Source organism: Duganella sp. S19_KUP01_CR8 (genome assembly GCF_036688705.1).
GTDB lineage: Bacteria > Pseudomonadota > Gammaproteobacteria > Burkholderiales > Burkholderiaceae_D > Rugamonas.
This window is the reverse complement of sequence record NZ_JAQQPR010000006.1, coordinates 136,492-161,083: the sequence shown is the minus strand read 5'-3', so window position 1 is coordinate 161,083 and position 24,592 is coordinate 136,492. Positions and strand designations below refer to the sequence as shown.

Below are 24,592 nucleotides of genomic sequence, written 5' to 3'. Positions count from 1 at the left end.
TGGAAATTCAGGGTAGCCAAATATGGCCGATTTGACAAGCAGTGCCGTGCGCGCCGTTGAATGGGGTAAGCTTGGACACCAAAATAGCGGGAGTGCTGCATGACGATCAACGCGGGCCGACTGCTTGCTGCTGCGCTACTCGCTAGCATGCTGGCATCATCAGGACTGGCACGGGCTGCCCCGCTGATCCGCCTGGGCTCGGACGATTGGTGTCCGTTCGTGTGCGCGGTCGACGGCAAGCCGCCCGGTGGCTATCTGGTGGAACTGGCCGCGATGGCGATGGCGCCGGAAGGGTATCGGGCGGAACCGGTGCTCATGCCGCTCAATCGCGCCATCACGCAAACGGCGCATGGCGATATCGAAGGGGTGTACGCGCCGCCGATCGACCGGCGCCTGCGCCTGAGCGCGCCCTTGGCACATTCGCGGGCCTGCTTCTACACACGGGCCGGCGACGACTGGACTTTTCAATCCATCAAGTCGCTCAAAACATTGGCGGTTGGCGTGATCGACGACTACGGCTACGACGACGGGCCGATGGATGCCTATATTGCCGAAAACCGGCGCAAGCCTTCCCTCATCGCGCTCGCCTTCGGCGCATCGGCCGGCACCACCAATGTGCAGAAGCTGCTAGGCGGACGCTATCGTGTGATGCTGGAACATACCGCCGTCATGGCGCAATTGAGCAAGCGGCTCGACGTGGCCGACCGCATCCGCCAGGCGGGCTGCCTGGAACATGAACTGCCCCTGACCATCGGCTTCGCGACCCAAGACATACGCGCCGAAACCTGGATCCGCGCGCTCGCCGACGGCATGCACAAGCTGGAAGCCTCCGGCGATCTGAAGGCGCTGCAAAAACGCTACAAATTCGACTAGCGGCGCTTAAATCGTGTGGGCGAAACGGCGGCGGTAGGCGCCCGGCGTGGTCGCGGCCAGGCGGCGGAAATGGTGGCGCAGCGATTCCTCCGAACCGAAGCCGGCGCGCTCGGCGATCTGCGCCAGCGGCACATCCGGCACTTCCAGCATATCCTTGACGATGGCGACGCGCTCGCGGATCAGCCATTCGACCGGGCCCAGGCCGGTGGCCTGCTGGAACTGGCGCTGCAAGGTACGCGGACTCATGGCGGCGCGTTCGGCCATGCTGTTGACGGTGTGCGGCTGTTCCGGGTGGCTGCGCAGCCAGTCCATCAGGCGCGACAGACGGCCCTGCTCGCCCTGCGCCATCGGCCGCGGCAGGAACTGCGCCTGGCCGCCTTCGCGATGCGGCGCCACCACCAGCCGCTGCGCCACCATGTTGCCGACCTTGGCGCCGTAATCCCTGCGCACCAGATGCAGCAGCATGTCGAGTCCGGCGGCCGAACCGGCGGCGGTGATGATCTGGCCGTTGTCCACGTACAGGTCGTCGGGCTGGACCTGGATCTGTGGATAACGTTGCGCCAGGCGGTCGGCGTAGCGCCAGTGGGTGGTGGCGCGCTGGCCGTCCAGCACGCCGGCGGCGGCCAGCACGAACACGCCGGAGCAGATCGAGCACAGGCGGGCGCCACGCCGGTGGGCGGCGCGGATCATGTCCAGCACAGCCGGCGGCGGCAGCTCGTCGGCGTCGCGCCAGCCTGGGATGACGATGGTGTCGGCCCGTTCCAGCAGCTCGGGCGTGTACGGCGCCTGCACGGTGATGCCGCCGGCCGCGCGGATCGGGCCGGGTTCGACGGCGCAGACGGCGAAGTCGTACCAGTCCACCTCCAGCTCGGGGCGCTCCAGCGCGAACAATTCGACCGTGCAGCCGAACTCGAAGGTGCACAGGCGGTCGTAGGCCAATGCGACAACCAGATGTTTTTTCATGGCGTAATCTTAACGCAGAATGGCTTGTGCGCCACTGCCGGCGATGGCGGCGACGTCGCACAATGGCGTCACTGTCCACTCATTGAAGGAGATCACGATGTCCGCCAAGTCCCTCGTCGCCGCCATTCCCGCCGCCGCCAGCAGCGATGCGCTGGCCCGCTTTGAAGCCAGCTTCAGCTATGAAACCGACTGCTGGGACGTGCACGATGCGCTGACCAACGGCCCGCAGGATTTCGTTCTGCTGGACGTGCGCGGCACGGAGAAATACGCGGCCGGCCACGTACCGGGCGCGCTGGACCTGGCGCACCGCAAGATCATCGGCTCCAAGCTGGCCGAGTTCCCGGCCGACACGCTGTTCGTGGTGTACTGCGCCGGCCCCCACTGCAACGGCGCCGCCCGCGCCGCCGTCCGCCTGGCGCAACTGGGCCGTCCGGTCAAACTGATGCCTGGTGGGATTACTGGTTGGGTGGATGAGGGGTTTGCGTTGGCGACAGCGTAAGGTCAGGGGACCTCGACAAACTTCCCGGCCTTAAAATACCCTCTCGCCACCCGCCCATCAAGTTCGCGGATGACCAGATTGGAATCTTGCGGATCGGTACTAAAAATGGGCGTGCCCGGCTCGGCGAGCACATCGGCTAGCGCAATCACGGCGCGCTTGCCGATGTTGCGCGCTCGTACCAATTGCAGAACCGTCGACGGTTTCGTCCGGATCGTAATACTGCCAACCGAGATATCAAACATGGCGCCTCCAGACTGACGATTGAGCCGCCGGGGCAGCCATTATTGATAGACCCCGGTCCTGCTCAAAAGTTCACGACAACGGCGCAACCACATCCAGCCACCGAGTGATGGCATCCGCAGGAGATCCCATTTCGCGGATATCGAACAAAATCTCTTTGTTTGTTCGCACATGAACCGGAATGTAAGTCTGCCGAAGCGTGCCGCTGTTATCGAACAGAATCGCAGCATCCACGACGCCCAGCGCATGCGCAACCGCCTGCTGGGTACGTGGAAAGCGCTCGATCAACTTGCGGTGCGCAACGTTGTGCCCACCCTCATGTACTCGCGTCAGTACTCGTCCGATGGAAAGGCCCACATCAGCCAGGCCAACGAACAACAACACTACAAAATACCCGGCGCTGCGAAGTCGCTGTATCAGGTCTATCTTGCTGCGAACAGTCCCGTCTGGCATTGGCTGCCAATACGAAAACACGGTCTCAAAGGCAAAAGTGGCTTGGCTGGCAATGGCCTCGTTCATCAAGCCAGCGACACCACGTTGGGAGATACCCATCCATAAGGAATTTTGATCGCGAAATCTTTGCGCCCACGCCGGCCAAAGACGGCCGTCATGCTGTTCAGGCAACAACGAAAGCAACATCCGATCTGCATTTAGCAGTGGAATTTTGAAATGATCAGCAAGAAACTCGTACCATAAGGTCGACTTCCCCGATCCATTATGCCCGCAGAGGACAATGGCCAATTGCCTGCTCTCCTGCGGCAGTGCCATGCGGACCGCGCCGCGAACTGTGCGTACCACGCGCACAATAGGTTCACTTTATTTCGACAAACTTGCCGCCAACGAAGCGGCCACGAGAGGTTTTTCGTTTGAGTTTGCTGATGACGATCGTTGGATCGGAGGGATCGGCGGAAAACAGCGGTGTATCGCTCTTGAAGCGCAGGCTCAGCTCAGCAGGCAAAGCGGCTACTGCCACAGGTAAGGCCTTGGCTACACGACGGCTGTCTCGCAGATCGGCATCCTCTACAACCGGCGGAACTACTATCTGCATCTTTCTGTTACGCGCCATAGCTTCCTCCTGCACTGGCGGTTAAGCCGCCGGGGCAGCCATTATTGGTAGACCCCGGCGCTGCTCAAAAGTTCAGCACAACTTACAGCGCCAGCGCTTTTTCCACCGCACCGACCAGTTGCTTGTCGCTAGGCGTGACTTTGCTGCCGAAGTTTTCCACTACCTTGCCGTTGCGGTCGATCAGGTATTTGTGGAAGTTCCAGGCCGGCGCCTTGCCGGTGATTTTGATCAGGTTGGCGAACAGCGGATTCGGCTCCTTGCCCGACACCACCGACTTGGCGAACATCGGGAACTTCACGCCGTAGGTGTTGTAGCAGAAATCGGCGATTTCCTTGCTGCTGCCCGGCTCCTGCTGGCCGAAGTCGTTCGACGGGAAGCCCAGCACCACCAGGCCCTTGCTGCCATATTTGGCGTACATCGCCTCCAGGCCTTCGTACTGGTTGGTGAAGCCGCAGTAGCTGGCCGTGTTGACCACCAGGATCACCTTGCCGGCGTACTGGCACAGGTCCTGCGGCGACTCGTCCTGCAAGCGCTTGAAGGTCTGCTTGAGGATGGCCGGGCAACTGCCCGCCGCAGCGGCCGGGGCCGCCGTTGGCGCGGCGGCGGGCGCCTGCGCAAACGCGGACGCGCTGGCCAGCAAAGTCAGCGAGGAAAGCAGGCATAACTGGGCAAAGGTCTTGGACATGGTGATCGGCCGAAAATGGGAAAAAACCATTCTATGCCAAACGCCAATACCCTGCTTGCCGAGGCTGTGAATAACAATTTCATGCCCCGCGCACGATTGAGCGAAATTAAGCAAACAGCACTCCCCTGCCCCACACTCGACTCCAGATCCGACGCGAGGAGGCCGTGATGAGAATACTGTGTTTGCTGTGGCTGCTAATGGCTATGGGCGGCGTGGCCCGGGCGCAGGCGCCACAGGTGGTGACTCTGCCGAATATGACGACCACCCAGGTCACCGTTTCCGGCCTCTCCTCCGGCGCCTATATGGCGGTGCAATTCGAGGTGGCCTTCTCGGAGACGGTGCGGGGCGCCGGCGTCATCGCCGGCGGGCCGTACTTCTGCTCGCAGGGCAGCGTGTTCACCGCCACCACCAGTTGCAGCTGCACGAGCGAGCTGTTCGGCTGTCGCGTGCGCCCCGGCGCCACCCGCATCAACGACCTGATCGCCTTCACCGACTGGTTCGCCGGCGCCGGTAGCATCGACCCCACGGCCGCCTTGGCCGGCCACCATATCTGGATGCTGTCCGGCAGCGCCGATTCCATCGTGCCGCAGGCGGTGATGACCGACCTGTACTTCTACTATCGCCACTATGTCGACGCCGACCACATCTCCTACACCCGCAACCTACCGGCCGAGCATGCAATGCCGACCGACCAGTTCGGCAATACCTGCAGCACGCTGGGCACGCCCTACATCAACAACTGCGGCTACGATGCGGCGGGCGAGCTGCTGCGCTGGATCTACGGCCCGCTTACGCCGCGCAACAACGGCACGCTGGGCGGCCGCCTGATCGCCTTCGACCAGTCGGATTTCCTGCCGTTGCCGGGCTGGCACGGCATGGCCGGCACCGGTTACCTGTTCGTGCCCAAGGCCTGCGACGGCAACAGCGGCGCCGGCTGCAAACTGCACGTGGCTTTCCACGGCTGCCTGCAAGACCTGGACAACATCGGCACCACTTTCGTCGAACACGCCGGCTACAACGCCTGGGCCGACAGCAACAAGATCGTGGTGCTGTATCCGCAGGCGTCGGCGATCTACCCGTACACCAATCCCAACGCGTGCTGGGACTGGTTTTCCTACGACGATCCGCGCTTTGCGCAGAAATCCGGCCACCAGATGGCGGCCGTCAAGCGCATGGTCGACCGGCTGACCGGCGTGGCGCCGGCCACCGTGCTGGTGCGGCTAGGCGCGCATGACTAGATGCCGCCGAGGCAGATGTATTTGATGACCAGGTAGTCGTCCAGCCCGTAGTGCGAGCCTTCGCGCCCCAGGCCCGATTGTTTGACGCCGCCGAACGGCGCGATTTCGTTGGAGATCAGGCCGGTGTTGACGCCGACCATGCCGCTCTCCAGCCCTTCCGCCACGCGCCAGATGCGGCCGATGTCGCGCGAATAGAAGTAGCTGGCCAGGCCAAACTCGGTGTTGTTGGCCAGTTCCACGGCCTCCTCGTCAGTCGTGAAGCGGAACAGCGGCGCCAGCGGGCCGAAGGTTTCTTCGGTGGCGACGATCATGTCGCTGGTGACGTCGGCGATCACGGTCGGCTGGAAGAAGCTGTGGCCCAGCGCGTGCCGTTTGCCGCCGGCCAGCAGGCGGCCGCCCTTGGCCAGCGCGTCGGCCACGTGCTGTTCGACCTTCTGCACGGCCTTCTCGTCGATCAGCGGCCCCTGGGTGACGCCATCATCGGCGCCGTTGCCGACCTTGAGCTTGGCCACGGCGGCCACCAGCTTTTCAGCGAACTGCTCGTACACGCCCTCCTGCACGTAGATGCGATTGGCGCAGACGCAAGTCTGGCCGGCGTTGCGGTACTTGGAGGCCAACGCGCCCTCCACTGCCGCATCGAGATCGGCGTCATCGAACACGATGAACGGCGCGTTGCCACCCAGTTCCAGCGACAGCTTCTTGATGGTCTTGGCGCTCTGCTCCATCAGCAGACGTCCCACCGCCGTCGAGCCGGTGAAGGTCAGCTTGCGCACGGTCGGGTTGGACGTCATCTCCGCGCCGATGTCCTTCGGCGTGCCGGTCACCACGCTGAACACCCCGGCCGGCACGCCAGCGCGTTCGGCCAATACCGCCAGCGCCAGCGCGCAGTAAGGCGTCGATTCGGCCGGCTTGAGCACCATCGGACAGCCGGCGGCCAGCGCCGGGCCGGCCTTGCGGGTGATCATCGCGATCGGGAAGTTCCATGGCGTGATGGCGGCGCAGACGCCGATCGGCTCCTTGGTCACGACCAGGCGGCGGTCCGGCCACGGCGACGCCAGCGTTTCGCCGGACACGCGCTTGGCTTCCTCGCCGAACCATTCGATGAACGATGCGCCGTACGTCACCTCACCACGCGACTCGGCCAGCGGCTTGCCCTGTTCGGCCGTCATCAGCTGCGCCAGGTCTTCGGTGTTTTCCAGGATCAGGTCATTCCACTTGCGCAGAATGACGGCGCGCTCCTTGGCGCTTTTCTTGCGCCAGGCCGGCCAGGCCGCGTTGGCGGCGACGATGGCGCGGCGCGTCTCGGCGGTGCCCATCAGCGGCACGGTGCCAAGTTGCTCGCCGGTGGCGGGATTGGTAACGGCCAGCGTGGCGCCGTTGTCGGCATCGCTCCACTCGCCGTTGATGTAGGCCTGCTGGCGCAGCAGGCCGGGATCTTTAAGTTGCAGCATTGGGTAGCTCCTTTACTCCACGGTGAACGAGGACAAATCGGGATGCGGCTCGGGATACGCCAGGTCCATGCCTTCCAAGGTCTCCAGCAGCAGGCTGGCGACCACCAGGTTGCGGTGGGTCTTGGAATTGGCCGGCACCACGTACCACGGCGCATGCGGCGCGTTGGTCTCGCGGATGGCCTGTTCGTAAGCGCGCTGGTACTCGCCCCACTTCTTGCGCTGCTCGACGTCGGCCGGATTGAATTTCCACTGCTTGTCGGGATCGTCCAGCCGCTCCTGCAAGCGCTGGCGCTGCTCTTCCTTCGAGATGTGCAGGAACACCTTGACGATCACCGTACCAGTCTCCGCCAGCATGCGCTCGAAATCGCGGATCTGCGCATAACGGCGCTGGCATTCCTCGCCGTCGATCATGCCCTGCACCTTGGTGATCAACACGTCTTCGTAGTGGCTGCGGTTGAAGATCGCGATCTCGCCCTTGACCGGCACTTGCTGGTGCACGCGCCACAGGTAGTCGTGCGCCAGTTCGTTGTCGGTCGGCGCCTTGAAGGCGGCCGCGCGCACTCCCATCGGGCTGATGCCACTGAACATGACGCGTATCGTGCCGTCCTTGCCGGCGGTATCCATACCCTGCAGGATCAGCAATACCTTCTGATTGTGCTGTGCATACAGCTTGTCCTGCAAGGCGCCGATGCGGTCGATCAGCGCGGCGATGCGCTTGCGGTCCAGAATCTTGGCCTTGGACTTGCTTAGTTCCGGGTTGGCGGAGCGGCTGGAAAAAGCCGCATCGTCTGCATATTTTTCGTGCAGTTTGAGCTTGGGGGAGGCGCCGAAGCGCTGGCGGGCGTTATGTGTCATGAGATCAGCTTATCACTTTGCGGCAAGGGTTGCGGCGCGATAGCCCCACCACGCGGCCTCCTCGAACACCGAGAAGCCCGACAGGTCTGCATGCGCGAACAGGATGGGACCATCGACCTCGCGCAGCGCCTTCATGCCGGCGTTGCTGCGGAAGTTGGGGGCCGGCGACGCCATCGCGTGGCCGCGCAGCGTGATGTCGACCCGCTCGACGCAGGAGGCGAACTGCGATCCATAGGCTTCGTTCAGGTCTGCGCTGGCCAGCGCCAGCAGCTCCTCCGGCCTGGCCGCCTCCAGCCAGCGGCGCGCGGCGGCGGGCTTGCGGTCCGACAGGGCGACGTAGGCGCTGAAGACGGTCTTCTCCGGCGGCCGCACGCGGATGTCCTGATGGGTGGAGACGACGAAGCCCAGTCCCGGCTCGCTGTACACCACGTTGTCCCACGACAGCGGCTGGCTCGGACGCTCGTCCGGGAAGCGTTTGAGCAGGAAGTTCGCCACCATCCACGGCGCGTATTCGGGGATGTGCCTGGACGGATCAAAACCGTAGGCGGCGATGTTATCCACAACCCGCGCCGCCACGTAGGTGGGCATCGCGCAGATCGCCTTGCGGGCGCGGACCATGTAGGTGGACGGCTTGCCGTTTTCCAGCTTGAAGCACAGCGCCTCGACACCGTCCGCCGTGGTTTTCAGCGATACCACGGTGCCGGCCTTGCGCTGCACGCCGGCCGCGCGCTCGATGCCGGAAGCCAGCGGCTGCAAGCCGCCCGGCCAGGTAAGCCAGGCGCCGTTGCCGGCGTTGGCGGCCTGGCCCCAGCGGCTGCAATAGTAGTGCAGGCCGGCCCAGGCCGAGACCTGGTCGTAGCGCGTGCCGTAGTCGTCGCGGCAGCAGTAGTTCAGGTACCAATGCAGCGTCGGCGACTTGTAGCCGTTCTGCTCCAGCCACTGCTTGAGGGTGATGCGGTCCAGCGCCTGCCACTGCGGGTCTTCCGACGACATCACGGTCGGGAACACGAACACGCGGCGGCCGTCGGCGCCGTGGGTCTGGCGCAGCCGCGTTACCTCGGCGAAGAAGCGCGTGTGCTCGTCACGTTCCCATTGCGGCACGCCGTCGGTGGGGATGAAGCCGTCCTGCCAGTGGCCGTTGAACAGCAGCCTCTCCTCCGGCCCGTGCAGGATGAAGCGCTCGTCGTAGTAGGGCTTCTCCGCGAACGGGTGTTTCTGGATGATGCCCAGGTCGGCCAGGATTTCGCGCACGTGCACCGACTCCGGCGACGGCAGCGGCAGGTAATGCGCGCCGGTCGGATACTCGTACTCGCCAAAGGCGCCGCCGGCGGCGTTGCCGTGTGGCTGAGGGCCGTCGATCATCAGCATGTCGGTCTTGCCGAGTTTATTGAGCTTCCACGCGGCGGTCAGGCCGGCCACGCCGGAGCCGAGGATGGCGACGTCGGTGTGGATAACTTGCGATGGCGGCGGCAAGGCGCGCCGGTCGCGCAGGAAGTGCCCCTCGTCGCGGCCCGGATAGCGGACCGTTGGCGTGATCTCCTGCCAGCGCTGGAAGCCGGCCACGCTGCCCGCCGCCACCGCGCCGCTGGCGCCGGCCCATACGAGGAAGGAGCGGCGCAGCATCAGCGTATCACCCTGCGCCAGTCCTGTTCGAACTCGTGCACCAACGACTGCGTGTTGAGGCGGTTGGGCTCCATCGGCAGCGGCTTCATATCCGGCGGGAAGATGAACATCTCGCGCGTGGTGTCGGCGTTCAGGTAGCGCATTGGCAGGCGGTATTCGGTGGGCGGCTTGTAGTCCGCCTGTGGCGTGGCGAGTATGAAGCCCCATTCGCCGAACGACGGCACGTAGGCGTGGTACGGATAGGTCTTCAGGCCGACTTCGCGCAGCGTGGCGTCGATGGTCCAGTAGGCGTGCGGCGCGAAGAACGGCGACGTCGATTGCACCACCATCAGCCCATTGGCGGCCAGGTGCTTCTTCACCATGCCGTAGAACGGCACCGAATACAGTTTGCCCAAGGCGAAACTGGACGGATCGGGGAAATCGACGATGACGGCGTCGAACATGTCGTCGCTGTGCTGCAGCCAGATCGCCGCGTCGGCGTTGATGACGCGCACGCGCTTGTCGCTGAAGGAGCCGTGATTCAGCTTGACCAGCTCTTCGCGCTTGGTGAAGGCGCCCGTCATTGCAGGATCCAGGTCGACCAGCGTGACCTGCTCGATGTTCGGATAACGCAGGATCTCGCGCAGCGCCAGGCCGTCGCCGCCGCCCAGCACCAGCACGCGCCGCGCCCACGGCAACGGTTGCAGCACCGGATGCACCAGCGCTTCGTGATAGCGGTACTCGTCACGCGAGGAGAATTGCAGGTTGCCGTTGATGTACAGGCGCAGGTCGTCCTTCCAGCGCGTGATCACCAACCGCTGGTACGGCGTGGTGGTGGCGTATACGATCTCATCGCCGAACAGGCCATGCTCGCCCCAGTAGGTCATCTTGTCGGCGAAGGCGAAGCCGAAGATCAGCACGCACATGACGCTGGCGGCGCGCAGCATGCGGCCGGTGACGTTCTTCAGTTCTGTGCGAAACGCCGTAATTGTCCACAGGGCGACGCCCACATTGAGCATGCCGAACAAAAAGCCGGTGCGCACCAGGCCCAGATACGGCGCCAGCACCAGCGGGAACAGCAGAGATACGGCCAGCGCGCCCAGGTAATCGAAGGTCAGCACGCGGCTGACCAGTTCATTGAATTCGGTCTTGCGCTCGTTCAGCGCGCGCATCACCAGCGGCACTTCCATGCCGACGAAGGCGCCGATCAGGAACACCATCACATACAGCAGCGTGCGGAACGGCGCCGCCATCCACGAGAAGGTCAGGAACAGCACCGCCGCCGACAAACCGCCCACCAGGCCGACCGCCACTTCGATATCCACAAAGCGCGACAGCACATCCTCATCCCTGACATACTTGGAAAAGTGCGCGCCCACGCCCATCGCAAACAGATAGCAGCCGATGATGGTGGAGAACTGCAGGATGGAATCGCCCAGCAGGTAGCTGGACAGGGCGCCGGCGATCAGTTCGTAGGCCAGGCCGCAGGAAGCGACGACGAAGACGGACAGGATGAGAATCTTTTTGGTCATTTAGCTCTTTTTGCTCTAATATGTTTCAGCGTTAGCAAGTTAACCACTTTAACCCAAGGTGCGCCGTGCCCGCCATCCTAAACTACCTGATCCATCTTTTGCTGGCCGCCGTGCTGCTGGCCGTATTTTTCAAAGCCTACACGTGGATGACGCCTTTCAACGAGGTGCTGCTGATACGACAGGGGAATTTCGCCGCGGCGCTATCGCTGGGCGGGGCCTTGATAGGTTTTTCCATCACCATCGCCTCGGCGCTGGTGCATACTGCCGATTACCGGGAGTTCTCCGCCTGGGCTCTCGGCGCGATGGTGGTGCAGATGCTGGCCTATGCCATCACCACGCGTGTGCTGAACATGTCGAAGGACCAGATCGAAGGCAACAACGCGGCCTTCGGCGGCCTGCTGGGCGCCATTTCCATTTCCATCGGCGCCATCAACGGCGCCTGCATTTCCTAATATTTTTCAGCGAGGACCATCATGGGCTTAGGCAGCTTTATCAAGAAGCAGTTTATAGACGTACTTCAGTGGAACGAGGAAGTCGACGGCGTACTGGCCTGGCGTTATCCGATGCAGGACCAGGAGATCCAGAACGGCGGCGTGCTGGTGGTGCGTGAATCGCAGATGGCGGTGTTCGTCAACGAGGGCCAGATCGCCGACGTGTTCGGCCCCGGCACCCACAAGCTGAGCACGCAAACCCTGCCGGTGCTGACCAACCTGAAAAACTGGGACAAGCTGTTCGATTCGCCGTTCAAGTCGGATGTCTACTATTTCAGCACCCGCGTGCAGACCGGTCGCAAATGGGGCACGCAGCAGCCGATCACCATCCGCGACAAGGACTTCGACATGGTGCGCGTGCGCGCCTTCGGCATGTACTCGTACCGCGTGGCCGATCCTCGTCTGTTCTTCAAGGAGATCAGCGGCACCCGCGAGGCCTACACCCGCGACGAGGTGGAAGACCAGCTGCGCGGCATCCTGATGGCGACCATGGCCAGCTCGCTGGGCAGCGCGCAAGTGCCCTTCCTCGACATGGCGGCCAACCAGGCGCTGATGGCGCAGCAGGTCAAGGGCGACCTGGCCACGGCGTTCAGCCGCTACGGCATCGGCCTCGATGAATTCAACGTCGCCAGCGTCAGCCTGCCGGAAGAATTGCAGGCCGCGCTGGACGAGCGCATCTCCGCCGGCATGAAGGGCGGCATGAGCGCCGACAAGATGGCCGGCTTCACCAAGTACCAGGTGGCCAGCGCGATTCCGCTGGCGGCGCAGAACGAGGGCGGCATGGCCGGCATCGGCGTCGGCCTGGGCGCGGGCGTGCAGCTGGGCCAGGTGATGGGCCAGGCGCTCGGTGCGACCCTGGCGCCGCAGGCGGCTGCGGCACCGGCCGAGGACTCGATCGAGGCGCGGCTGGAAAAACTTAAGGGTCTGCTCGACAAGGGCTTGATCACGGCTACCGACTACGACAGCACCAAGGCCGAGCTGCTGAAAAAACTGCTCGGTTAAGCGCACTACATGCAAATCGTTTCCTGTCCCAGCTGCGGCGCGGAAGTCAAATTCCGCTCGCACGCCTCGGTTATGGCTGTCTGCGAATATTGCAGCACCAGCGTGCTCAAAGACGCCGACTCGGTCAAGGACCTGGGCAAGATGTCGTCCGTGCTGGAGGACTATTCGCCTATCCAGATCGGCACCTCCGGCGTGCTGGGCAAGCGCCAGTTCACGGTGGTCGGCCGCATCCAGCTGCGCTATTCGGCCGGCATGTGGAACGAGTGGTATCTGCTGTTCGACGACGGCGTCACCTCATGGCTGGGCGATTCGTCCGGCATGTACACCGTCACCGCGCAGTACAAGGGCGAAGGCGAGCTGCCGGCCTTCGAGCAGCTGCAGCCCGGCCAGAACTACGCCATCAACGGCGCGCCCTACACCGCCGCCGAAATCCGCACCGCCGATTGCATAGGCGGCCAGGGCGAGCTGCCGTTCAAGGTCGGCGAAGGCTACCAGGCCAAGGTGGCGGACTTCCGCCGCGGCGGCGAATTCATCACGCTCGATTACTCGGATTCGCCGCGTCCCGTGGTCTATACCGGCGTGGCGGTGACGCTGGAGAGCATGCAATGCCAGCTGCTGCGCGACGACGACACCATCCAGCGCGCGGCCGGCCGTTATCGCGGCAAGCTCGATGCGCTCGATTGCCCGTCCTGCGGCAGCGCGATCAAATACATCCCCGGCGTGACGGCGACGCTGGTGTGCCCGGCCTGCCAGGCGCAGATCGACGCCGCCAGTCCGAAGGCGGAAGTGCTGGCCGCAGGCGAGCGCGTGGCCGCCGTGCCGATGACGATAGAACTGGGCGCTACCGCCAAAATCAACAACCAGGACTTCACCATCATCGGCATGATGCGCCGCGCCGACGATGAAGGCACGCAGTGGAACGAGTACCTGATGTACGGCACCCGCGCGGGCTTCTCGTGGCTGGTGGAGACCGACGAAGGCTGGTCCGGTTCCAACGTGATGCCCGAATGGCCGGCATGGTACGCGCCCGGCGCGCCGACGGTGACTGTGGATAAGTCGCAGTTTTCCCGCCTCTACGATTACGGCTCGGTGGTGACCTTCGCCGCCGGCGCCTTCAACTGGCGGGTGGCGGCGGGCGACCGCACGCGGGTGGAGGAATTCTCGGCTGGCCAGATCCGGCTGGCGTCCGAAACCACGGACCAGGAGATGACGTGGTCGCGCTCCTCGCCGGTATCGGCCAACCAGCTCAAGGCCTGGTTCGGCGACAAGTTCAAGGGCCGCGTGGGCGGGCCTGCGGCGGCCAAGGGCGGCAAGCGCCGCTACCGCGACACGGCCAAATACATCATCTGGTTCATGCTGGCGATTAATGCGATTCCGTTGCTGATGAATTTCTCCGGAACCTGGTTCCTCAGCCTGGTCGGCGCGGCGGCGATCTACCTGCCCGCCTGGTTTATGGATAACGAAGACAAATCATGAGCAAATTCTTCATCTACGCGATCATCGTTTCGGTGGTCACCTCGGGCAGCAGCTGGATGCGCGCCGTGAGCGGCAGCAGCAACTACAGCAGCGGCTACCGGGGCAGCACCTGGAGCTCGAACACCGGCGGCGGCGGCGGCAGTTACGGCGGCGGCTCCGGCGGCGGAGGCCACAAGTGAAACGCGAAACACTTCCGGCCCCGGCGCAGCCGGTGGTCCACCAGCCGACCGGCACGCATCTGCTGGCGGACCTGAGCGGCATCGCTGCTGAAAAACTGGGCAATTGCGCCGAGCTGGATGCGCTGCTGCGCTCGGCCGCCGAGGCTGCGCATGCACGCGTGCTGTTCAGTCATTTTCACGGATTTGGCGAAGGTCAGGGCGTGACCGGCGTCGTGCTGCTGGCGGAATCGCACATCTCGATCCACACCTGGCCCGAATGCGGCTTTGCCGCCGCCGACATCTTCATGTGCGGCAACGCGCAGCCTGAGTTAGCGCTCACCATCATCAAAACGGCCTTGCAGCCTGCCTCCAGCCGCATCAACACGGTGCGACGAGCACCTCCCGCGATCAGTTGACCCGGGCTGCGCTCTGGCTGGGCGACATCAGCTTCAGCGGTACTTCCTCCAGCGGCACGCTGGCTGCCATGGCTGGCGTGGCGAGCGGGCGCACGGTCACGACAATGTTCGACGGGTAATTGAAACCGGCGCCGGTGCTGCGGTCGACGATGTAGCCGATGCCGCCGCCCAACAGGATGTTGCCCCACACTGCGCCGTTGGCCTTGGATACCGCCGAGGCATTGCCGGCATAAGCATCCTTCTTGCAGTCGATCGCCAGGTCGCCCGTGCTCTTGTGGACCACCACGCTTGCCGGGCTGGTCAGAAACCAGCTGCCGGCGTCGTTGCTCAGGGTGCAGCCAAAGCCGGCCACTTCCTTGCTTTCGAAAACCGTCGTCACCAACACCGGCTGCATCTTTTCACCGATCACCGATGCGCAACCGGTCATTGCCAAGACGGCCGACAAAGCGAGTATGCTCTTCATGTATTTTCCCTGATGGACGAAGTGTCCATCAAATTATCACTCAGGAAATAGAAGATGACAATCTGCAATTTTCAAAGGTGTGCACCATGACGCTTTCCTGCCTGGGGCAAATCGCCCTGCCGGTTTCCGATGCCGACCGCTCCGAGCGGTTTTACGGCGACAGCCTGGGGCTGCCCAAGCTGTTCCGCTATGGCGAGTTGGTGTTTTTCGATTGCGGCGGCGTGCGCCTGATGCTGGATGGAGCGGGCAAGGCGCCGGTGCAGGCCGGCACCGGCGTGTGCCACTATTTCAAGGTCGAGCAGATCGAGGCGGCCGCCGCCGCGCTGCAAGCGAAGGGCGTGGTGTTCGAAGCAGCGCCGCACCTGGTGGCGAAAATGCCCGACCACGAACTGTGGATGGGCTTTTTCCGCGACCCGGACGGCCACCTGCTGGCCGTGATGGAAGAAAAACGCTGATCAGTTCGCCTTGGGGGCGCTGTCGTTGGCCGACATAGGCTTCAGCGGTGCATTGGCAGGAATGCCGGCGGTGTCGAGCTGACGCAGGGTAACAACGATGGTTGGCGGATAGTCAAAGCCAGCGCCGGTGTTGCGGTCGACAATGTAGCCGATGCCGCCGCCCAGCAGGATATTGCCCCACACCGCTCCGTTCGACTTGGAAACGGCCGTGGCGGTGCCAGCGTACGAATCTTTCTTGCAGTCGATCGCCAGGTCGCCCGTGCTCTTGTGGACCACCACGCTTGCCGGGCTGGTCAGGAACCAGCTGCCGGCATCGTTGGTCAAGGTGCAACCCAGGCCGGCGACTTCCTTGTTATCGAAAATCGTGGTCACGGACACCGGCTGCATCTTTTCACCAGCAACCGATGCGCAACCGGTCACTGCCACGACGCCCAGCAAGGCAAGTATTCTTTTCATGTATTCCCCCTAATGGATTATGTTTTTGTACTTTTGCCTATGACAAAAGCCCAAGCACAATAACCGCCTGTTGCCAGCCCAAAACTAACAAATTATCACTTTAGAAAAATAAAATGACTTCTGGCAACAGGTTGGGGATGTTGAAAGCGCTAAGCGGCGGCGGCCTGGGAGGCCGCCAGTTCGCCGTCCTTGGCGTTGGCTGCGGCAAAAGCGGGCCGGCTCATGACGCGCGCCACGTATTGCTCGATCACCGGCAGCTTGGGCAGCAGCTCGTAGGCGCCCATCCAGCCCATCGATGAAGCCCACAGCACGTCCAGCGCGCTGAACTGCTCGCCCAGCAGGTACGGGCCCTTGGACAACTGTTCGATCAGCGTATTGAACATGGTGTCGAAGTCGCCGTAGTGGCAGGATGTTTTATCGGCCGGCGTGTTTTTCATCCACTTGTCGACGATGGCCGGCTCGAAGCAGCTGCCGTAGAAAGCCATCCAGCGCAGATACGGCCCGCGCAGCGGATCGCCCAGCGGCGGCGCCAGCTTGGCGTCCGGGAACAGGTCGGCCAGGTACAGGTAGATCGCCACCTGCTCGGTGATGACGGCGTCGCCGTGGCGGATCGCCGGCACCTTGCCCATCGGGTTGACGGCTAGGTAGGCGGCTTCGCGGTTCTCGCCTTTTTTCATGTTCATCACATGCAGATCGTAGGGCGCATGCAGCTCTTCCAGCAAAGTCATGACGCCGGTGGAGCGGGAATACGGGCAGTGGTACAAAGTCAGCAGTGGTGCCATGTCAGGTCTCCTGTCGGTGGTGAAGAAACGTCACGATAACTCTTGCTATGATGATGGTCTTGTAAAAACGCGAACACTTATGCAAACCGTGACGAGCCGGCCCAAGGGCGTGGTCAATCCCGCCGCAGCGGAAAAAATCTTCCGCCTGGAACGCTACCTGCCGCCGCCGGACCTGGCGCCGTTCATCGAGCATTTCTGGCTGGTGGCGTGGCAGTTGCCGGACGGCGTAGTCCACGTGCAGCGCACCCTGCCCTCGCCCTGTATCCACCTGGCGTTCGACGCCGGCCGCACGGCGGTGTTCGGCGTGATGACGGGTGCTTTCGAATATACGCTGAAAAACAGCGGCCGCATCCTGGGCGTGCGCTTTTTGCCGGGCGCCTTCCGCAGCTTCCTGAAGCAACCGGTGCAGTCGGTGACGGACCGCGAACTGCCGCTGTCGGCGCTGTTCGATTGCGACGACGCGGAAGCCGAACGCAACGTGCTGACGGCGGCCGACGATGCCGGCATGGTGGAGGCGGCCAGCGCCATCCTGCGCAGCGCCCTGCCCGTTCCCGATGCGCAGACCGCGCGCATCGCCGAGATCCTGGACGCGATCCAGCACCATCCCGAGATCACCCAAGTGCAGCAGTTGGCGGACCATACCGGCATCAGCGTGCGCCGCCTGCAAATCCTGTTCAAGGAATATGTGGGCGCGACGCCGAAATGGGTCATCCGCCGCAACCGCCTGCTGGACGCGGCGGACCAGCTGTCACACGGCAGCGAGATCGACCTGGCCTCGCTGGCGCTGGCGCTGGGCTATTACGACCAGGCCCACTTCACCACCGATTTTGAAAAGCTGGTCGGCAAGCCGCCCGCCGATTACCGCCGCAGTTGCAAGGAGCAAGCATGAGTCGTCGTTTCAAGCAGGTCGATGTCTTCACCACCACGCCGTTCATGGGCAACCCGCTGGCGGTGATCCTGGATGCGGAAGGACTCAGCGACCAGCAGATGCAAACCATCGCCCGCTGGACCAATTTATCCGAGACCACCTTCGTGCTGCCGGCCACCGATCCGGCCGCCGATTACCGGGTGCGCATCTTCACCACAGCGGAAGAGTTTCCGTTTGCCGGCCATCCGACGCTGGGCACCGCCTACGCGCTGCTGGAGGCCGGATTGCGGCCCAAGACGCCGGGCGTATTGGTGCAGGAATGCGGCGTCGGCCTGGTGCCGGTGCGTATCGACACTGACGGCGGCCTGGCGTTTCGCGCACCACCAGCCACACTCGCCTCGTTAGATGCAGGCCTGATGCCTCTATTGCATACCGCGCTCGGCACCGATGCGCTGACCGAAGGCCAGCCTCCGGTCGTGGTGAATATCGGCATACGCTGGCTGGTCGTGCGGCTCGATACGGCGGCCGATTGCATGGCCGCTAAGTTCAACGCAACGGCGATAGCTGAACTGGTGCGGCGCGCCGGCAGCGACGGCGTGGCGGTCTACGGCCCGCATCCGTCCGACGGCCCGGCGGACTACGAGGTGCGCGCGATGTGCGTGGAAAACGGCGTGATGATCGAAGACCCGGTCACAGGCAGCGCCAACGCCTGCATCGCCCGCCTGCTGACCGGTGGCCCGGACTACACCACGCGCCAGGGCACGGCGTTGGGGCGCGACGGCCGCGTGACCGTCACCTACCTCGATGGCGAACCGTGGATAGGCGGGCAAGTCGTCACTGTTATCGACGGCGTCATGAAGAACCATTGACCGCCCGTCATCCTGATGAGACACTGTGCGCCTTACCCCAACCACAGGAGACCATAAAATGTACCAAGTAGATACTGCCCTCCTGTCGGCTGCCTGATTACGTCGGAATCCCCACCGTAGTGTATTGATCCGCGCGTTCTCGCGCAGCTGACTTCCCGTATTCGCCACCTATTCGCTTTGCCGCGAAGGGTATTGCTCGCCTTACCGGAATCAGGAAACACATACACCATGATCGACATCGATTTTGAATCGCTGCGCCTTATCGGCTTAACGCAAACCATCGCCAGCCAGCTCTACCAACTGCACGACGCACCGGCCAACGCCAGCCTGGTCCGCATCACCGAAATCCAGCGCGACTGGCTCACCGTCCACGACGGCCAGGCCGAGTTCCGCGCGCGCGTGCTGCCGGCGCTGCACGACGAGGCGCTGGCCGTCGGCGACTGGGTGCTCAGCACCACGCTGGCGCACGACGAACGCTGGCTCAACACGCTGTTGCCGCCCACCACCCACATCGCCCGGCGCGGCAACGATGGCCGCCATCACAGCCTGGTCAGCAACGTCGATACGGCGCTGCTGGTAATGGGCCTGGATCACGACTTCAATCCGCGCCGGCTGGAACGCTACCTCGCCATCGTGAAAACGGCGGGCGTGGAGCCGGTGGTGGTGATGAGCAAGGCCGACATCGGCGACGAGGTGGAGCAGCGCATGGAGCTGCTGCGGCAGCGCCTGCCCGCCAGCATTCCGCTGCTGGCCGTGAACACGCTCAGCGACGACGCCGCGCGGCAACTGGCGCCGTGGCTGGGAGTGGGACAGACGCTGGTGTTGCTGGGCTCCTCGGGCGCAGGAAAATCCACGCTGACCAATACGCTGACGCAGGCCGGTCAGCAAACCGGCGGCGTGCGCAAGGGTGATGGACGCGGCAGGCACACGACCACGTCGCGCTCGCTGCACCTGTGCGACGGCGGCGCCTGCATCATCGACACGCCCGGCCTGCGCAGTTGGCAGCCCGATGCCGATGAGGCCAGCCTGACTGCCGCCTTCGAGGACATCGACGCGCTGGCGGCGCAATGTCAGTTCCGCGACTGCCACCACGCCGGCGAACCAGGTTGTGCGGTGCGCGGCGCGGTGGATGAGGATCGCCTGCTGAACTACCACAAGCTGATGCGCGAAGCGCGCCGCAGCCAGCAGACACCGCTGGACCGCATCGCCCAAGTCGCAAAATGGAAAGTGATGCAACGCGCCGCCGTGGCGCGCTCGAAGGACAAGCTCAGCAAGCGATAAACGAGACTGCGCCGCCGTCGGCTAAGATGAGGCCGGCGGCATTTTCAGCGGACAAAAGCAAAGCCCCCTTACCGATACTGCAGGACCGCGACCGGAGTATGGTCACCCCATTGGATGGAACTCTATGCAAGCATCTCGCTGATGTCGCGCCACTGAACGGAAGCGGGCCAGTCCTCGCCGCGCAGAAAGGCGCAAAATGCGTCCGCCGCCACAGCACAGGTGAACCATTCGTTTGCATTCAGTTTAACGGCGCCGCCACCGAACATCAGGGACGTTCCGTCAGGATAGATCTTGCTGGGCGTGTCATGGTATGCCCGGAAATGCCGGCCGGTAGCAGCCTCGCGTCGCTCCAGCGCGCAGGTGATGACACCGCCGGCTACCTGGATATAGTTGCCGTCGGTATCGACCAGCGAGGCAAACGATGACGGCCCGTAGCTACGCAATGCCGTGATGACACTGCGTATCTTTTTTTCAGTGACACTCTCGACACTGGCCTTGCCGTCTATATCCAAACGCATCAATAAATGCCTCAATCTCAGCAATAACAAAAATAGATACCTTTCACCAAGGCCGCATGCTCCGGCGTCGTGGCTCCAGCCAGCAATGGCTCCAAGCGCGCCAATAGTCCTTTGACCCCTGCACCATTGCTGGACACCTGCTCAGCCTGCTCAAGCAGGCTGCGCTGCTCCCCCGAGGGAACATAGGTGCGGATCAGAAGCGCTAGATTGGCGTTCAATTCATCAAGGGACATCAGCTTTTGTGCCATAGCTTAGTGAGGGAAGTAAGGACATGCTACCTGATTAAAATAAAATCAATCATTAAATTTTGGTAATGCCCTGCTTGTTAGCGGCCCGCGCATCAACACCGGCAGGCACAGCACGTACAAGCCGGCGCCGATCAGCCAGACCAGGCCGGGGAAGCTGCAGCGCGACATGAAGTAGATGGTGCTGATCGCCACCGGCCCGATCACGGTCGCCAGGCTGGCGGTGCTGGCCAGTACGCCTTGCAGTTTTCCCTGCTGTTCCGGGCCAACGCTGGCCGACACCAGCGACTGCAACGCCGGCGCGCCGATGCCGCCAAGGCAGAACAAGGGCATCAGCGCGAACGCCATCCAGCCCTGGCTGGCCAGCGCAATCAAGATGTAGGCCGTACTGTCGGCCGCTATGCCGACCAGCAGCGCGCGGCGTTCGCCCCAGCGCTCCGCGATCGGTCCGACCACGAAGGCCTGCGCCAGCGCGTGAAACGCGCCAAAACCCGCCAGCGAGATGCCGATGGTCAGCGAATCCCAGGCAAACTTGTCTTCGCCGTACAGCACCCAGACCGTACCGCCGATTTCACCAACCAACACCAGCACGCCCGAAGCGCCGATCAGCGGCAGCAGCGACTTGAAGCTGGCCGCCCAGCGCAGATTGGCCAGCGGATTGAAGGACATGCGTTCGGCAGGCGCGGCGTCGGCCGCGCGCGGCGTGTGCGACTCGCGCACCACCAGCAAGGTCAGTATCAGATTGACGGCGTTCATCGCCGCAGCCGCCAGGAACGGCACCCTCACCCACCACGCACCCAGCATGCCGCCGATCACAGGGCCGATGATGAAGCCGATGCCGAAGCAGGCGCCCAGCTGGCCGTAGCGGCGCGAACGCTGGTCTTCCGGCGTGACGTCGGCGATGTAGGCAGAAGTGACGGCCATGCTGGCGCCGGTGATGCCGGCAATCGCGCGGCCGACGAACAGCAAGGCCAGCGACGGCGCCATCGCCATGAACAGGTAGTCGACCACGGTGCCCGCCAGCGACAGCAGCAGCACCGGCCGGCGTCCGATGCGATCGCTCAGCACGCCGAGTATCGGCGAGAAGATGAACTGCATCAGCGCGTACAGCCCGGTGAAGGCGCCGAAGCGCCAGCCCAGCTCGGACGTATGGCCGACATCGCGCATCAGTTGCGGAATGATGGGCATGGTCAGGCCAATGCCGATGGCGCTCAGGACAACGGTGGAAAGGATAGTCAACAGTGCTCGGTTCATCGATGCTTTCACGAAGTAAACGAGCATTGTATTGGCGTCAGGCTTCTCAGGCTGTGCCCGCTGTCACAATAACAACAGCGGCAGCACCGCCTGCTTAGTGACCATCGATTACGTGCCGTGTGAGGGTGCCTTGGCGATCGAAATAAAAGTCCAAGCTATCCATGTCGCTGAAGATCTGGCAAGCGCCCAGATAGTAAGAGGACTCGTCGCCGAATTCCTTATCGGGCTTGCCGAGCAACGCAACGAGTTCGGTCTTCTCCATGCCGGGCTTGACGTGTTTTTTCAGCAGGCTGTCAACCATCGCGCCACGCGTGCAGTGGGTGCCGTCGTGGGCGGCCAGCGCCCAGGCTCGCAGGTCAAAGTCCGCATGGGAAAACGGCGAGGAAAACATCATCCATCCGAGATACACCAATAGCAGCGTCAGTGCTGACACACAGGCTGCTTCAATCTTAAGATACAGCGACATGGCAGTTTTCTGGTTAGTTCACGGCTTAGTGAGTCGTGATGGCGTGTTTCGTTAAGGCGCCTTGGCTATCGAAGTAGAAATCCAGGGTATCCTCGTCGGTAAAGGTTTGGCAATAGCCCAGATAATAAAAGACTACGCCACCGTTGTCCTTATCCGGCTTGCCGAGCAGCGCGACGAGTTTGCTCTTCTGCATGCCGATCTGGACGTGTTTTTTCAGCAGGCTGTCGAGCATCGCACCGCGCTCGCAGCTGTTGTCGTTGGCGGCGGTAAGGGCGGCCCAAGCCTGCTGATCGAAGTCCGCGCGGGAAAACGGCGACGAAAACATCAACCATCCAAAATACAGCGCGAACAACAGCGGTGGCAGCACCACCGCGGCCCTCCAGGCAACGTCGGCTTTGATATAGCGCCCGATGAAAGTTTCTATTTTCATGTTCCGGCCAATAAAAAAGGCAGCCGAGGCTGCCTTTTTGCTGTGATGCTGTGCGTTGCTTAGTGCTTCGCGCGCAGTTTGGCGATCGCCGCCAGCTGGCCGATGGCCGCCGCCAGTTCGGCTTGCGCTTTCGCGTAGTCGATACCGGAGGAGTTGTTCGCCAGCGCTTCTTCGGCACGTTTCTTGGCCGCTGCCGCTTTGGCTTCGTCCAGATCCTTGCCGCGAATCGCGGTATCCGCCAGCACCGTCACGGCGCCCGGCTGCACTTCCAGCAGGCCGCCCGCGACGAAGACAAATTCTTCCTCGGCTTGACCTGGTACCTGGATGCGCACCGCGCCCGGACGGATGCGGGTGATCAAAGGCGTGTGCTTAGGGTAGATCCCCAGCTCGCCCTGCTCGCCCGGCAACGCGACGAATTCGGCTTCGCCCGAGTAGATCAACTCCTCGGCGGAAACCACGTCCACGTGTATAGTGTTTGCCATGTGTGTCCTGTCGGTGTGATGCGGCCCCGCTCGCGCGGGGCCGCAATCGAAACTCAATGATTAGTTGAGCTTCTTGGCTTTTTCGATAGCTTCGTCGATCGTGCCGACCATGTAGAACGCTTGTTCTGGCAGGTGATCGAGTTCGCCGGAAGCGATCATTTTGAAGCCCTTGATCGTGTCTTTCAGCGAAACGTATTTACCTGGCGAACCGGTAAACACTTCAGCAACGTGGAACGGCTGCGACAGGAAACGCTGCATCTTACGTGCGCGTGCCACCAGCAGTTTGTCTTCCGGCGCCAGTTCGTCCATACCCAGAATCGCGATGATGTCGCGCAGTTCTTTGTAGCGCTGCAGGGTCATCTGTACTGCGCGGGCGGTGTCGTAGTGCTCTTGACCGACGACCAGCGGGTCCAGCTGGCGCGAAGTCGAGTCCAGTGGATCGACCGCAGGGTAGATACCCAGCGAGGCGATGTCACGCGACAGGGCAACGGTCGAATCCAGGTGACCGAAGGTGGTTGCAGGCGAAGGATCGGTGTAATCATCCGCTGGAACGTAGACGGCCTGGATCGAGGTGATCGAACCGGTCTTGGTCGAGGTGATGCGCTCTTGCAGACGGCCCATCTCTTCGGCCAGGGTAGGCTGGTAACCCACTGCGGAAGGCATACGGCCCAGCAGTGCGGATACTTCGGTACCGGCCAGGGTGAAGCGGTAGATGTTATCGACGAAGAACAGAACGTCCTTGCCTTCGTCACGGAACGATTCCGCCATGGTCAGACCGGTCAGCGCGACGCGCAGACGGTTGCCTGGTGGTTCATTCATCTGGCCGTAGACCATCGCCACTTTGGAGTTCTCTGGATTTTCCAGATCGACCACCTTGGCATCGGCCATCTCGTGGTAGAAGTCGTTACCTTCGCGGGTACGCTCGCCCACGCCGGCAAACACGGAAACACCCGAGTGCGCCTTGGCGATGTTGTTGATCAGTTCCATCATGTTCACGGTCTTGCCGACGCCGGCGCCGCCGAACAGGCCGACTTTACCGCCTTTGGCGAACGGGCACACCAGGTCGATCACCTTGATGCCGGTTTCCAGCAGCTCTTGCGATGGCGACAGTTCGTCGTACGCAGGAGGAGCGCGGTGGATCGACGCGGTCTGCTCGTGCGACACCGGGCCGCATTCGTCGATCGGGTTGCCCAGCACGTCCATGATGCGACCCAGGGTCGCTTTGCCCACTGGCACCATGATTGGTTTGCCGGTGTTCTGGATCATCATGCCGCGGCGCAGGCCGTCGGACGAACCCAGAGCAATGGTACGGACCACGCCGTCGCCCAGCTGTTGTTGTACTTCCAGGGTCAGCTCGGAGCCAGCCATTTTCAAGGCATCGAATACCTTAGGCATCGCGTTGCGTGGAAACTCTACGTCCACCACAGCGCCGATACACTGAACGATTTTGCCATCAGCCATGTTCGTTCCTTCTAT

At 62.9% G+C, this 24,592-nt stretch carries 31 protein-coding genes; 12 read left to right on the top strand and 19 right to left on the bottom strand.

What is annotated here, in order from left to right; translation table 11 throughout:
• Positions 1-99: 99 nt before the first annotated feature.
• Positions 100-873 (top strand): substrate-binding periplasmic protein, encoded by a 774-nt coding sequence (locus V6M89_RS08295; RefSeq protein ID WP_332852747.1) that lies wholly within the window; start codon positions 100-102, stop codon positions 871-873.
• Positions 874-879: 6 nt separating this feature from the next.
• On the opposite strand, the gene ftrA is transcribed toward V6M89_RS08295, so the two are convergent.
• Positions 880-1,836: a transcriptional regulator FtrA gene (gene ftrA / locus V6M89_RS08290; RefSeq protein ID WP_332852746.1), complete on the bottom strand. Its 957-nt coding sequence runs from the start codon at positions 1,834-1,836 to the stop codon at positions 880-882.
• Between the two features lie 97 nt (positions 1,837-1,933).
• Between ftrA and V6M89_RS08285 the strand changes: the two genes are divergently transcribed.
• Complete coding sequence (locus tag V6M89_RS08285; RefSeq protein WP_332852745.1) at positions 1,934-2,335, top strand: rhodanese-like domain-containing protein; 402 nt, start codon at positions 1,934-1,936, stop codon at positions 2,333-2,335.
• 2 nt (positions 2,336-2,337) lie between these two features.
• On the opposite strand, the gene V6M89_RS08280 is transcribed toward V6M89_RS08285, so the two are convergent.
• From V6M89_RS08280 to V6M89_RS08265, 4 genes are all read right to left on the bottom strand, one after another.
• Positions 2,338-2,577, bottom strand: a complete 240-nt coding sequence (locus V6M89_RS08280) for a hypothetical protein (RefSeq protein WP_332852744.1) — start codon at positions 2,575-2,577, stop codon at positions 2,338-2,340.
• A gap of 70 nt (positions 2,578-2,647) precedes the next feature.
• Entirely contained in the window at positions 2,648-3,343 is a 696-nt protein-coding gene (locus V6M89_RS08275) for a toxin (protein WP_332852743.1), read from the bottom strand.
• Between the two features lie 43 nt (positions 3,344-3,386).
• Positions 3,387-3,641 carry a hypothetical protein gene (locus V6M89_RS08270; RefSeq protein ID WP_332852742.1) on the bottom strand — a complete coding sequence of 85 codons (255 nt, stop codon included), beginning with the start codon at positions 3,639-3,641 and terminating at the stop codon, positions 3,387-3,389.
• An 82-nt stretch (positions 3,642-3,723) separates the two neighbouring features.
• On the bottom strand, positions 3,724-4,326 hold the full coding sequence (locus tag V6M89_RS08265; protein WP_332852741.1) for a glutathione peroxidase: 603 nt from the start codon (positions 4,324-4,326) through the stop codon (positions 3,724-3,726).
• A 167-nt stretch (positions 4,327-4,493) separates the two neighbouring features.
• On the opposite strand from V6M89_RS08265, the gene V6M89_RS08260 reads away from it, so the two are divergent.
• Entirely contained in the window at positions 4,494-5,564 is a 1,071-nt protein-coding gene (locus V6M89_RS08260) for an extracellular catalytic domain type 2 short-chain-length polyhydroxyalkanoate depolymerase (RefSeq protein ID WP_332852740.1), read from the top strand.
• Here V6M89_RS08260 and V6M89_RS08255 read toward each other — a convergent pair.
• From V6M89_RS08255 to V6M89_RS08240, 4 genes are read right to left on the bottom strand one after another with little or no spacing between them, the layout of a single operon-like run.
• The gene (locus tag V6M89_RS08255) at positions 5,561-7,015 is read right to left on the bottom strand and encodes an NAD-dependent succinate-semialdehyde dehydrogenase (protein WP_332852739.1); all 1,455 of its coding nucleotides are present in this window, start codon (positions 7,013-7,015) and stop codon (positions 5,561-5,563) included. The genes V6M89_RS08260 and V6M89_RS08255 overlap by 4 nt on opposite strands.
• Before the next feature lie 12 nt (positions 7,016-7,027).
• Positions 7,028-7,870, bottom strand: a complete 843-nt coding sequence (locus V6M89_RS08250) for a polyphosphate kinase 2 family protein (RefSeq protein WP_332852738.1) — start codon at positions 7,868-7,870, stop codon at positions 7,028-7,030.
• Positions 7,871-7,882: 12 nt separating this feature from the next.
• Positions 7,883-9,493, bottom strand: coding sequence for an NAD(P)-binding protein (locus V6M89_RS08245; protein ID WP_332852737.1), 1,611 nt, complete (start codon positions 9,491-9,493; stop codon positions 7,883-7,885).
• Positions 9,493-11,004, bottom strand: a complete 1,512-nt coding sequence (locus V6M89_RS08240) for a polyamine aminopropyltransferase (protein ID WP_332852736.1) — start codon at positions 11,002-11,004, stop codon at positions 9,493-9,495. The genes V6M89_RS08245 and V6M89_RS08240 overlap by 1 nt, the downstream gene beginning before the upstream one ends.
• Positions 11,005-11,069: 65 nt before the next feature.
• On the opposite strand from V6M89_RS08240, the gene V6M89_RS08235 reads away from it, so the two are divergent.
• From V6M89_RS08235 to speD, 5 genes are read left to right on the top strand one after another with little or no spacing between them, the layout of a single operon-like run.
• The gene (locus tag V6M89_RS08235) at positions 11,070-11,456 is read left to right on the top strand and encodes a DUF350 domain-containing protein (RefSeq protein WP_332852735.1); all 387 of its coding nucleotides are present in this window, start codon (positions 11,070-11,072) and stop codon (positions 11,454-11,456) included.
• Positions 11,457-11,477: 21 nt separating this feature from the next.
• On the top strand, positions 11,478-12,497 hold the full coding sequence (locus V6M89_RS08230; RefSeq protein ID WP_332852734.1) for an SPFH domain-containing protein: 1,020 nt from the start codon (positions 11,478-11,480) through the stop codon (positions 12,495-12,497).
• Between the two features lie 9 nt (positions 12,498-12,506).
• Complete coding sequence (locus V6M89_RS08225) at positions 12,507-13,973, top strand: DUF4178 domain-containing protein (RefSeq protein WP_332852733.1); 1,467 nt, start codon at positions 12,507-12,509, stop codon at positions 13,971-13,973.
• The gene (locus tag V6M89_RS08220; RefSeq protein ID WP_332852732.1) at positions 13,970-14,152 is read left to right on the top strand and encodes a hypothetical protein; all 183 of its coding nucleotides are present in this window, start codon (positions 13,970-13,972) and stop codon (positions 14,150-14,152) included. The genes V6M89_RS08225 and V6M89_RS08220 overlap by 4 nt, the downstream gene beginning before the upstream one ends.
• Positions 14,149-14,547, top strand: coding sequence for an adenosylmethionine decarboxylase (gene speD, locus V6M89_RS08215; RefSeq protein ID WP_332852731.1), 399 nt, complete (start codon positions 14,149-14,151; stop codon positions 14,545-14,547). The genes V6M89_RS08220 and speD overlap by 4 nt, the downstream gene beginning before the upstream one ends.
• On the opposite strand, the gene V6M89_RS08210 is transcribed toward speD, so the two are convergent.
• Positions 14,540-15,010, bottom strand: a complete 471-nt coding sequence (locus V6M89_RS08210; RefSeq protein WP_332852730.1) for a hypothetical protein — start codon at positions 15,008-15,010, stop codon at positions 14,540-14,542. The two genes, speD and V6M89_RS08210, sit on opposite strands and share 8 nt — an antisense overlap.
• A gap of 86 nt (positions 15,011-15,096) precedes the next feature.
• On the opposite strand from V6M89_RS08210, the gene V6M89_RS08205 reads away from it, so the two are divergent.
• Positions 15,097-15,465, top strand: coding sequence for a VOC family protein (locus tag V6M89_RS08205; protein WP_332852729.1), 369 nt, complete (start codon positions 15,097-15,099; stop codon positions 15,463-15,465).
• Here V6M89_RS08205 and V6M89_RS08200 read toward each other — a convergent pair whose 3' ends face one another.
• Together V6M89_RS08200 and V6M89_RS08195 are read right to left on the bottom strand one after the other, a co-directional pair.
• Complete coding sequence (locus tag V6M89_RS08200) at positions 15,466-15,921, bottom strand: hypothetical protein (RefSeq protein WP_332852728.1); 456 nt, start codon at positions 15,919-15,921, stop codon at positions 15,466-15,468.
• A 149-nt stretch (positions 15,922-16,070) separates the two neighbouring features.
• Positions 16,071-16,703 carry a glutathione S-transferase family protein gene (locus V6M89_RS08195; protein ID WP_332852727.1) on the bottom strand — a complete coding sequence of 211 codons (633 nt, stop codon included), beginning with the start codon at positions 16,701-16,703 and terminating at the stop codon, positions 16,071-16,073.
• 79 nt (positions 16,704-16,782) lie between these two features.
• On the opposite strand from V6M89_RS08195, the gene V6M89_RS08190 reads away from it, so the two are divergent.
• From V6M89_RS08190 to rsgA, 3 genes are all read left to right on the top strand, one after another.
• Positions 16,783-17,592 (top strand): AraC family transcriptional regulator, encoded by an 810-nt coding sequence (locus V6M89_RS08190; protein ID WP_332852726.1) that lies wholly within the window; start codon positions 16,783-16,785, stop codon positions 17,590-17,592.
• Positions 17,589-18,440, top strand: a complete 852-nt coding sequence (locus V6M89_RS08185) for a PhzF family phenazine biosynthesis protein (RefSeq protein ID WP_332852725.1) — start codon at positions 17,589-17,591, stop codon at positions 18,438-18,440. The genes V6M89_RS08190 and V6M89_RS08185 overlap by 4 nt, the downstream gene beginning before the upstream one ends.
• 228 nt (positions 18,441-18,668) lie before the next feature.
• Positions 18,669-19,721 (top strand): ribosome small subunit-dependent GTPase A, encoded by a 1,053-nt coding sequence (rsgA, locus tag V6M89_RS08180; RefSeq protein WP_332852724.1) that lies wholly within the window; start codon positions 18,669-18,671, stop codon positions 19,719-19,721.
• 122 nt (positions 19,722-19,843) lie between these two features.
• Here rsgA and V6M89_RS08175 read toward each other — a convergent pair whose 3' ends face one another.
• The 7 genes from V6M89_RS08175 to atpD form a co-directional block, all read right to left on the bottom strand.
• Positions 19,844-20,239 (bottom strand): hypothetical protein, encoded by a 396-nt coding sequence (locus tag V6M89_RS08175; protein ID WP_332852723.1) that lies wholly within the window; start codon positions 20,237-20,239, stop codon positions 19,844-19,846.
• A gap of 17 nt (positions 20,240-20,256) precedes the next feature.
• Positions 20,257-20,487 (bottom strand): hypothetical protein, encoded by a 231-nt coding sequence (locus tag V6M89_RS08170; RefSeq protein WP_332852722.1) that lies wholly within the window; start codon positions 20,485-20,487, stop codon positions 20,257-20,259.
• Positions 20,488-20,532: 45 nt separating this feature from the next.
• Entirely contained in the window at positions 20,533-21,738 is a 1,206-nt protein-coding gene (gene tet, locus V6M89_RS08165; RefSeq protein WP_332852721.1) for a Tet(A)/Tet(B)/Tet(C) family tetracycline efflux MFS transporter, read from the bottom strand.
• A gap of 94 nt (positions 21,739-21,832) precedes the next feature.
• Positions 21,833-22,204, bottom strand: coding sequence for a hypothetical protein (locus V6M89_RS08160; protein ID WP_332852720.1), 372 nt, complete (start codon positions 22,202-22,204; stop codon positions 21,833-21,835).
• A 25-nt stretch (positions 22,205-22,229) separates the two neighbouring features.
• Complete coding sequence (locus V6M89_RS08155) at positions 22,230-22,634, bottom strand: hypothetical protein (RefSeq protein ID WP_332852719.1); 405 nt, start codon at positions 22,632-22,634, stop codon at positions 22,230-22,232.
• A gap of 59 nt (positions 22,635-22,693) precedes the next feature.
• On the bottom strand, positions 22,694-23,116 hold the full coding sequence (locus V6M89_RS08150; protein ID WP_332852718.1) for a F0F1 ATP synthase subunit epsilon: 423 nt from the start codon (positions 23,114-23,116) through the stop codon (positions 22,694-22,696).
• A 60-nt stretch (positions 23,117-23,176) separates the two neighbouring features.
• Entirely contained in the window at positions 23,177-24,577 is a 1,401-nt protein-coding gene (atpD, locus tag V6M89_RS08145; protein ID WP_026334776.1) for a F0F1 ATP synthase subunit beta, read from the bottom strand.
• Positions 24,578-24,592 lie beyond the last annotated feature (15 nt).

Excerpts from the sequence above, each read along its gene's own strand:
- V6M89_RS08295 (WP_332852747.1), top strand. The coding sequence starts at position 100 with ATGACGATCAACGCGGGCCGACTGCTTGCTGCTGCGCTACTCGCTAGC.
- ftrA (WP_332852746.1), bottom strand. The coding sequence starts at position 1,836 with ATGAAAAAACATCTGGTTGTCGCATTGGCCTACGACCGCCTGTGCACC.
- V6M89_RS08285 (WP_332852745.1), top strand. The coding sequence starts at position 1,934 with ATGTCCGCCAAGTCCCTCGTCGCCGCCATTCCCGCCGCCGCCAGCAGC.
- V6M89_RS08280 (WP_332852744.1), bottom strand. The coding sequence starts at position 2,577 with ATGTTTGATATCTCGGTTGGCAGTATTACGATCCGGACGAAACCGTCG.
- V6M89_RS08275 (WP_332852743.1), bottom strand. The coding sequence starts at position 3,343 with ATGGCACTGCCGCAGGAGAGCAGGCAATTGGCCATTGTCCTCTGCGGG.
- V6M89_RS08270 (WP_332852742.1), bottom strand. The coding sequence starts at position 3,641 with ATGGCGCGTAACAGAAAGATGCAGATAGTAGTTCCGCCGGTTGTAGAG.
- V6M89_RS08265 (WP_332852741.1), bottom strand. The coding sequence starts at position 4,326 with ATGTCCAAGACCTTTGCCCAGTTATGCCTGCTTTCCTCGCTGACTTTG.
- V6M89_RS08260 (WP_332852740.1), top strand. The coding sequence starts at position 4,494 with ATGAGAATACTGTGTTTGCTGTGGCTGCTAATGGCTATGGGCGGCGTG.
- V6M89_RS08255 (WP_332852739.1), bottom strand. The coding sequence starts at position 7,015 with ATGCTGCAACTTAAAGATCCCGGCCTGCTGCGCCAGCAGGCCTACATC.
- V6M89_RS08250 (WP_332852738.1), bottom strand. The coding sequence starts at position 7,870 with ATGACACATAACGCCCGCCAGCGCTTCGGCGCCTCCCCCAAGCTCAAA.
- V6M89_RS08245 (WP_332852737.1), bottom strand. The coding sequence starts at position 9,493 with ATGCTGCGCCGCTCCTTCCTCGTATGGGCCGGCGCCAGCGGCGCGGTG.
- V6M89_RS08240 (WP_332852736.1), bottom strand. The coding sequence starts at position 11,004 with ATGACCAAAAAGATTCTCATCCTGTCCGTCTTCGTCGTCGCTTCCTGC.
- V6M89_RS08230 (WP_332852734.1), top strand. The coding sequence starts at position 11,478 with ATGGGCTTAGGCAGCTTTATCAAGAAGCAGTTTATAGACGTACTTCAG.
- V6M89_RS08225 (WP_332852733.1), top strand. The coding sequence starts at position 12,507 with ATGCAAATCGTTTCCTGTCCCAGCTGCGGCGCGGAAGTCAAATTCCGC.
- V6M89_RS08220 (WP_332852732.1), top strand. The coding sequence starts at position 13,970 with ATGAGCAAATTCTTCATCTACGCGATCATCGTTTCGGTGGTCACCTCG.
- V6M89_RS08210 (WP_332852730.1), bottom strand. The coding sequence starts at position 15,010 with ATGAAGAGCATACTCGCTTTGTCGGCCGTCTTGGCAATGACCGGTTGC.
- V6M89_RS08205 (WP_332852729.1), top strand. The coding sequence starts at position 15,097 with ATGACGCTTTCCTGCCTGGGGCAAATCGCCCTGCCGGTTTCCGATGCC.
- V6M89_RS08200 (WP_332852728.1), bottom strand. The coding sequence starts at position 15,921 with ATGAAAAGAATACTTGCCTTGCTGGGCGTCGTGGCAGTGACCGGTTGC.
- V6M89_RS08195 (WP_332852727.1), bottom strand. The coding sequence starts at position 16,703 with ATGGCACCACTGCTGACTTTGTACCACTGCCCGTATTCCCGCTCCACC.
- V6M89_RS08190 (WP_332852726.1), top strand. The coding sequence starts at position 16,783 with ATGCAAACCGTGACGAGCCGGCCCAAGGGCGTGGTCAATCCCGCCGCA.
- V6M89_RS08185 (WP_332852725.1), top strand. The coding sequence starts at position 17,589 with ATGAGTCGTCGTTTCAAGCAGGTCGATGTCTTCACCACCACGCCGTTC.
- rsgA (WP_332852724.1), top strand. The coding sequence starts at position 18,669 with ATGATCGACATCGATTTTGAATCGCTGCGCCTTATCGGCTTAACGCAA.
- V6M89_RS08175 (WP_332852723.1), bottom strand. The coding sequence starts at position 20,239 with ATGCGTTTGGATATAGACGGCAAGGCCAGTGTCGAGAGTGTCACTGAA.
- V6M89_RS08170 (WP_332852722.1), bottom strand. The coding sequence starts at position 20,487 with ATGGCACAAAAGCTGATGTCCCTTGATGAATTGAACGCCAATCTAGCG.
- tet (WP_332852721.1), bottom strand. The coding sequence starts at position 21,738 with ATGAACCGAGCACTGTTGACTATCCTTTCCACCGTTGTCCTGAGCGCC.
- V6M89_RS08160 (WP_332852720.1), bottom strand. The coding sequence starts at position 22,204 with ATGTCGCTGTATCTTAAGATTGAAGCAGCCTGTGTGTCAGCACTGACG.
- V6M89_RS08155 (WP_332852719.1), bottom strand. The coding sequence starts at position 22,634 with ATGAAAATAGAAACTTTCATCGGGCGCTATATCAAAGCCGACGTTGCC.
- V6M89_RS08150 (WP_332852718.1), bottom strand. The coding sequence starts at position 23,116 with ATGGCAAACACTATACACGTGGACGTGGTTTCCGCCGAGGAGTTGATC.
- atpD (WP_026334776.1), bottom strand. The coding sequence starts at position 24,577 with ATGGCTGATGGCAAAATCGTTCAGTGTATCGGCGCTGTGGTGGACGTA.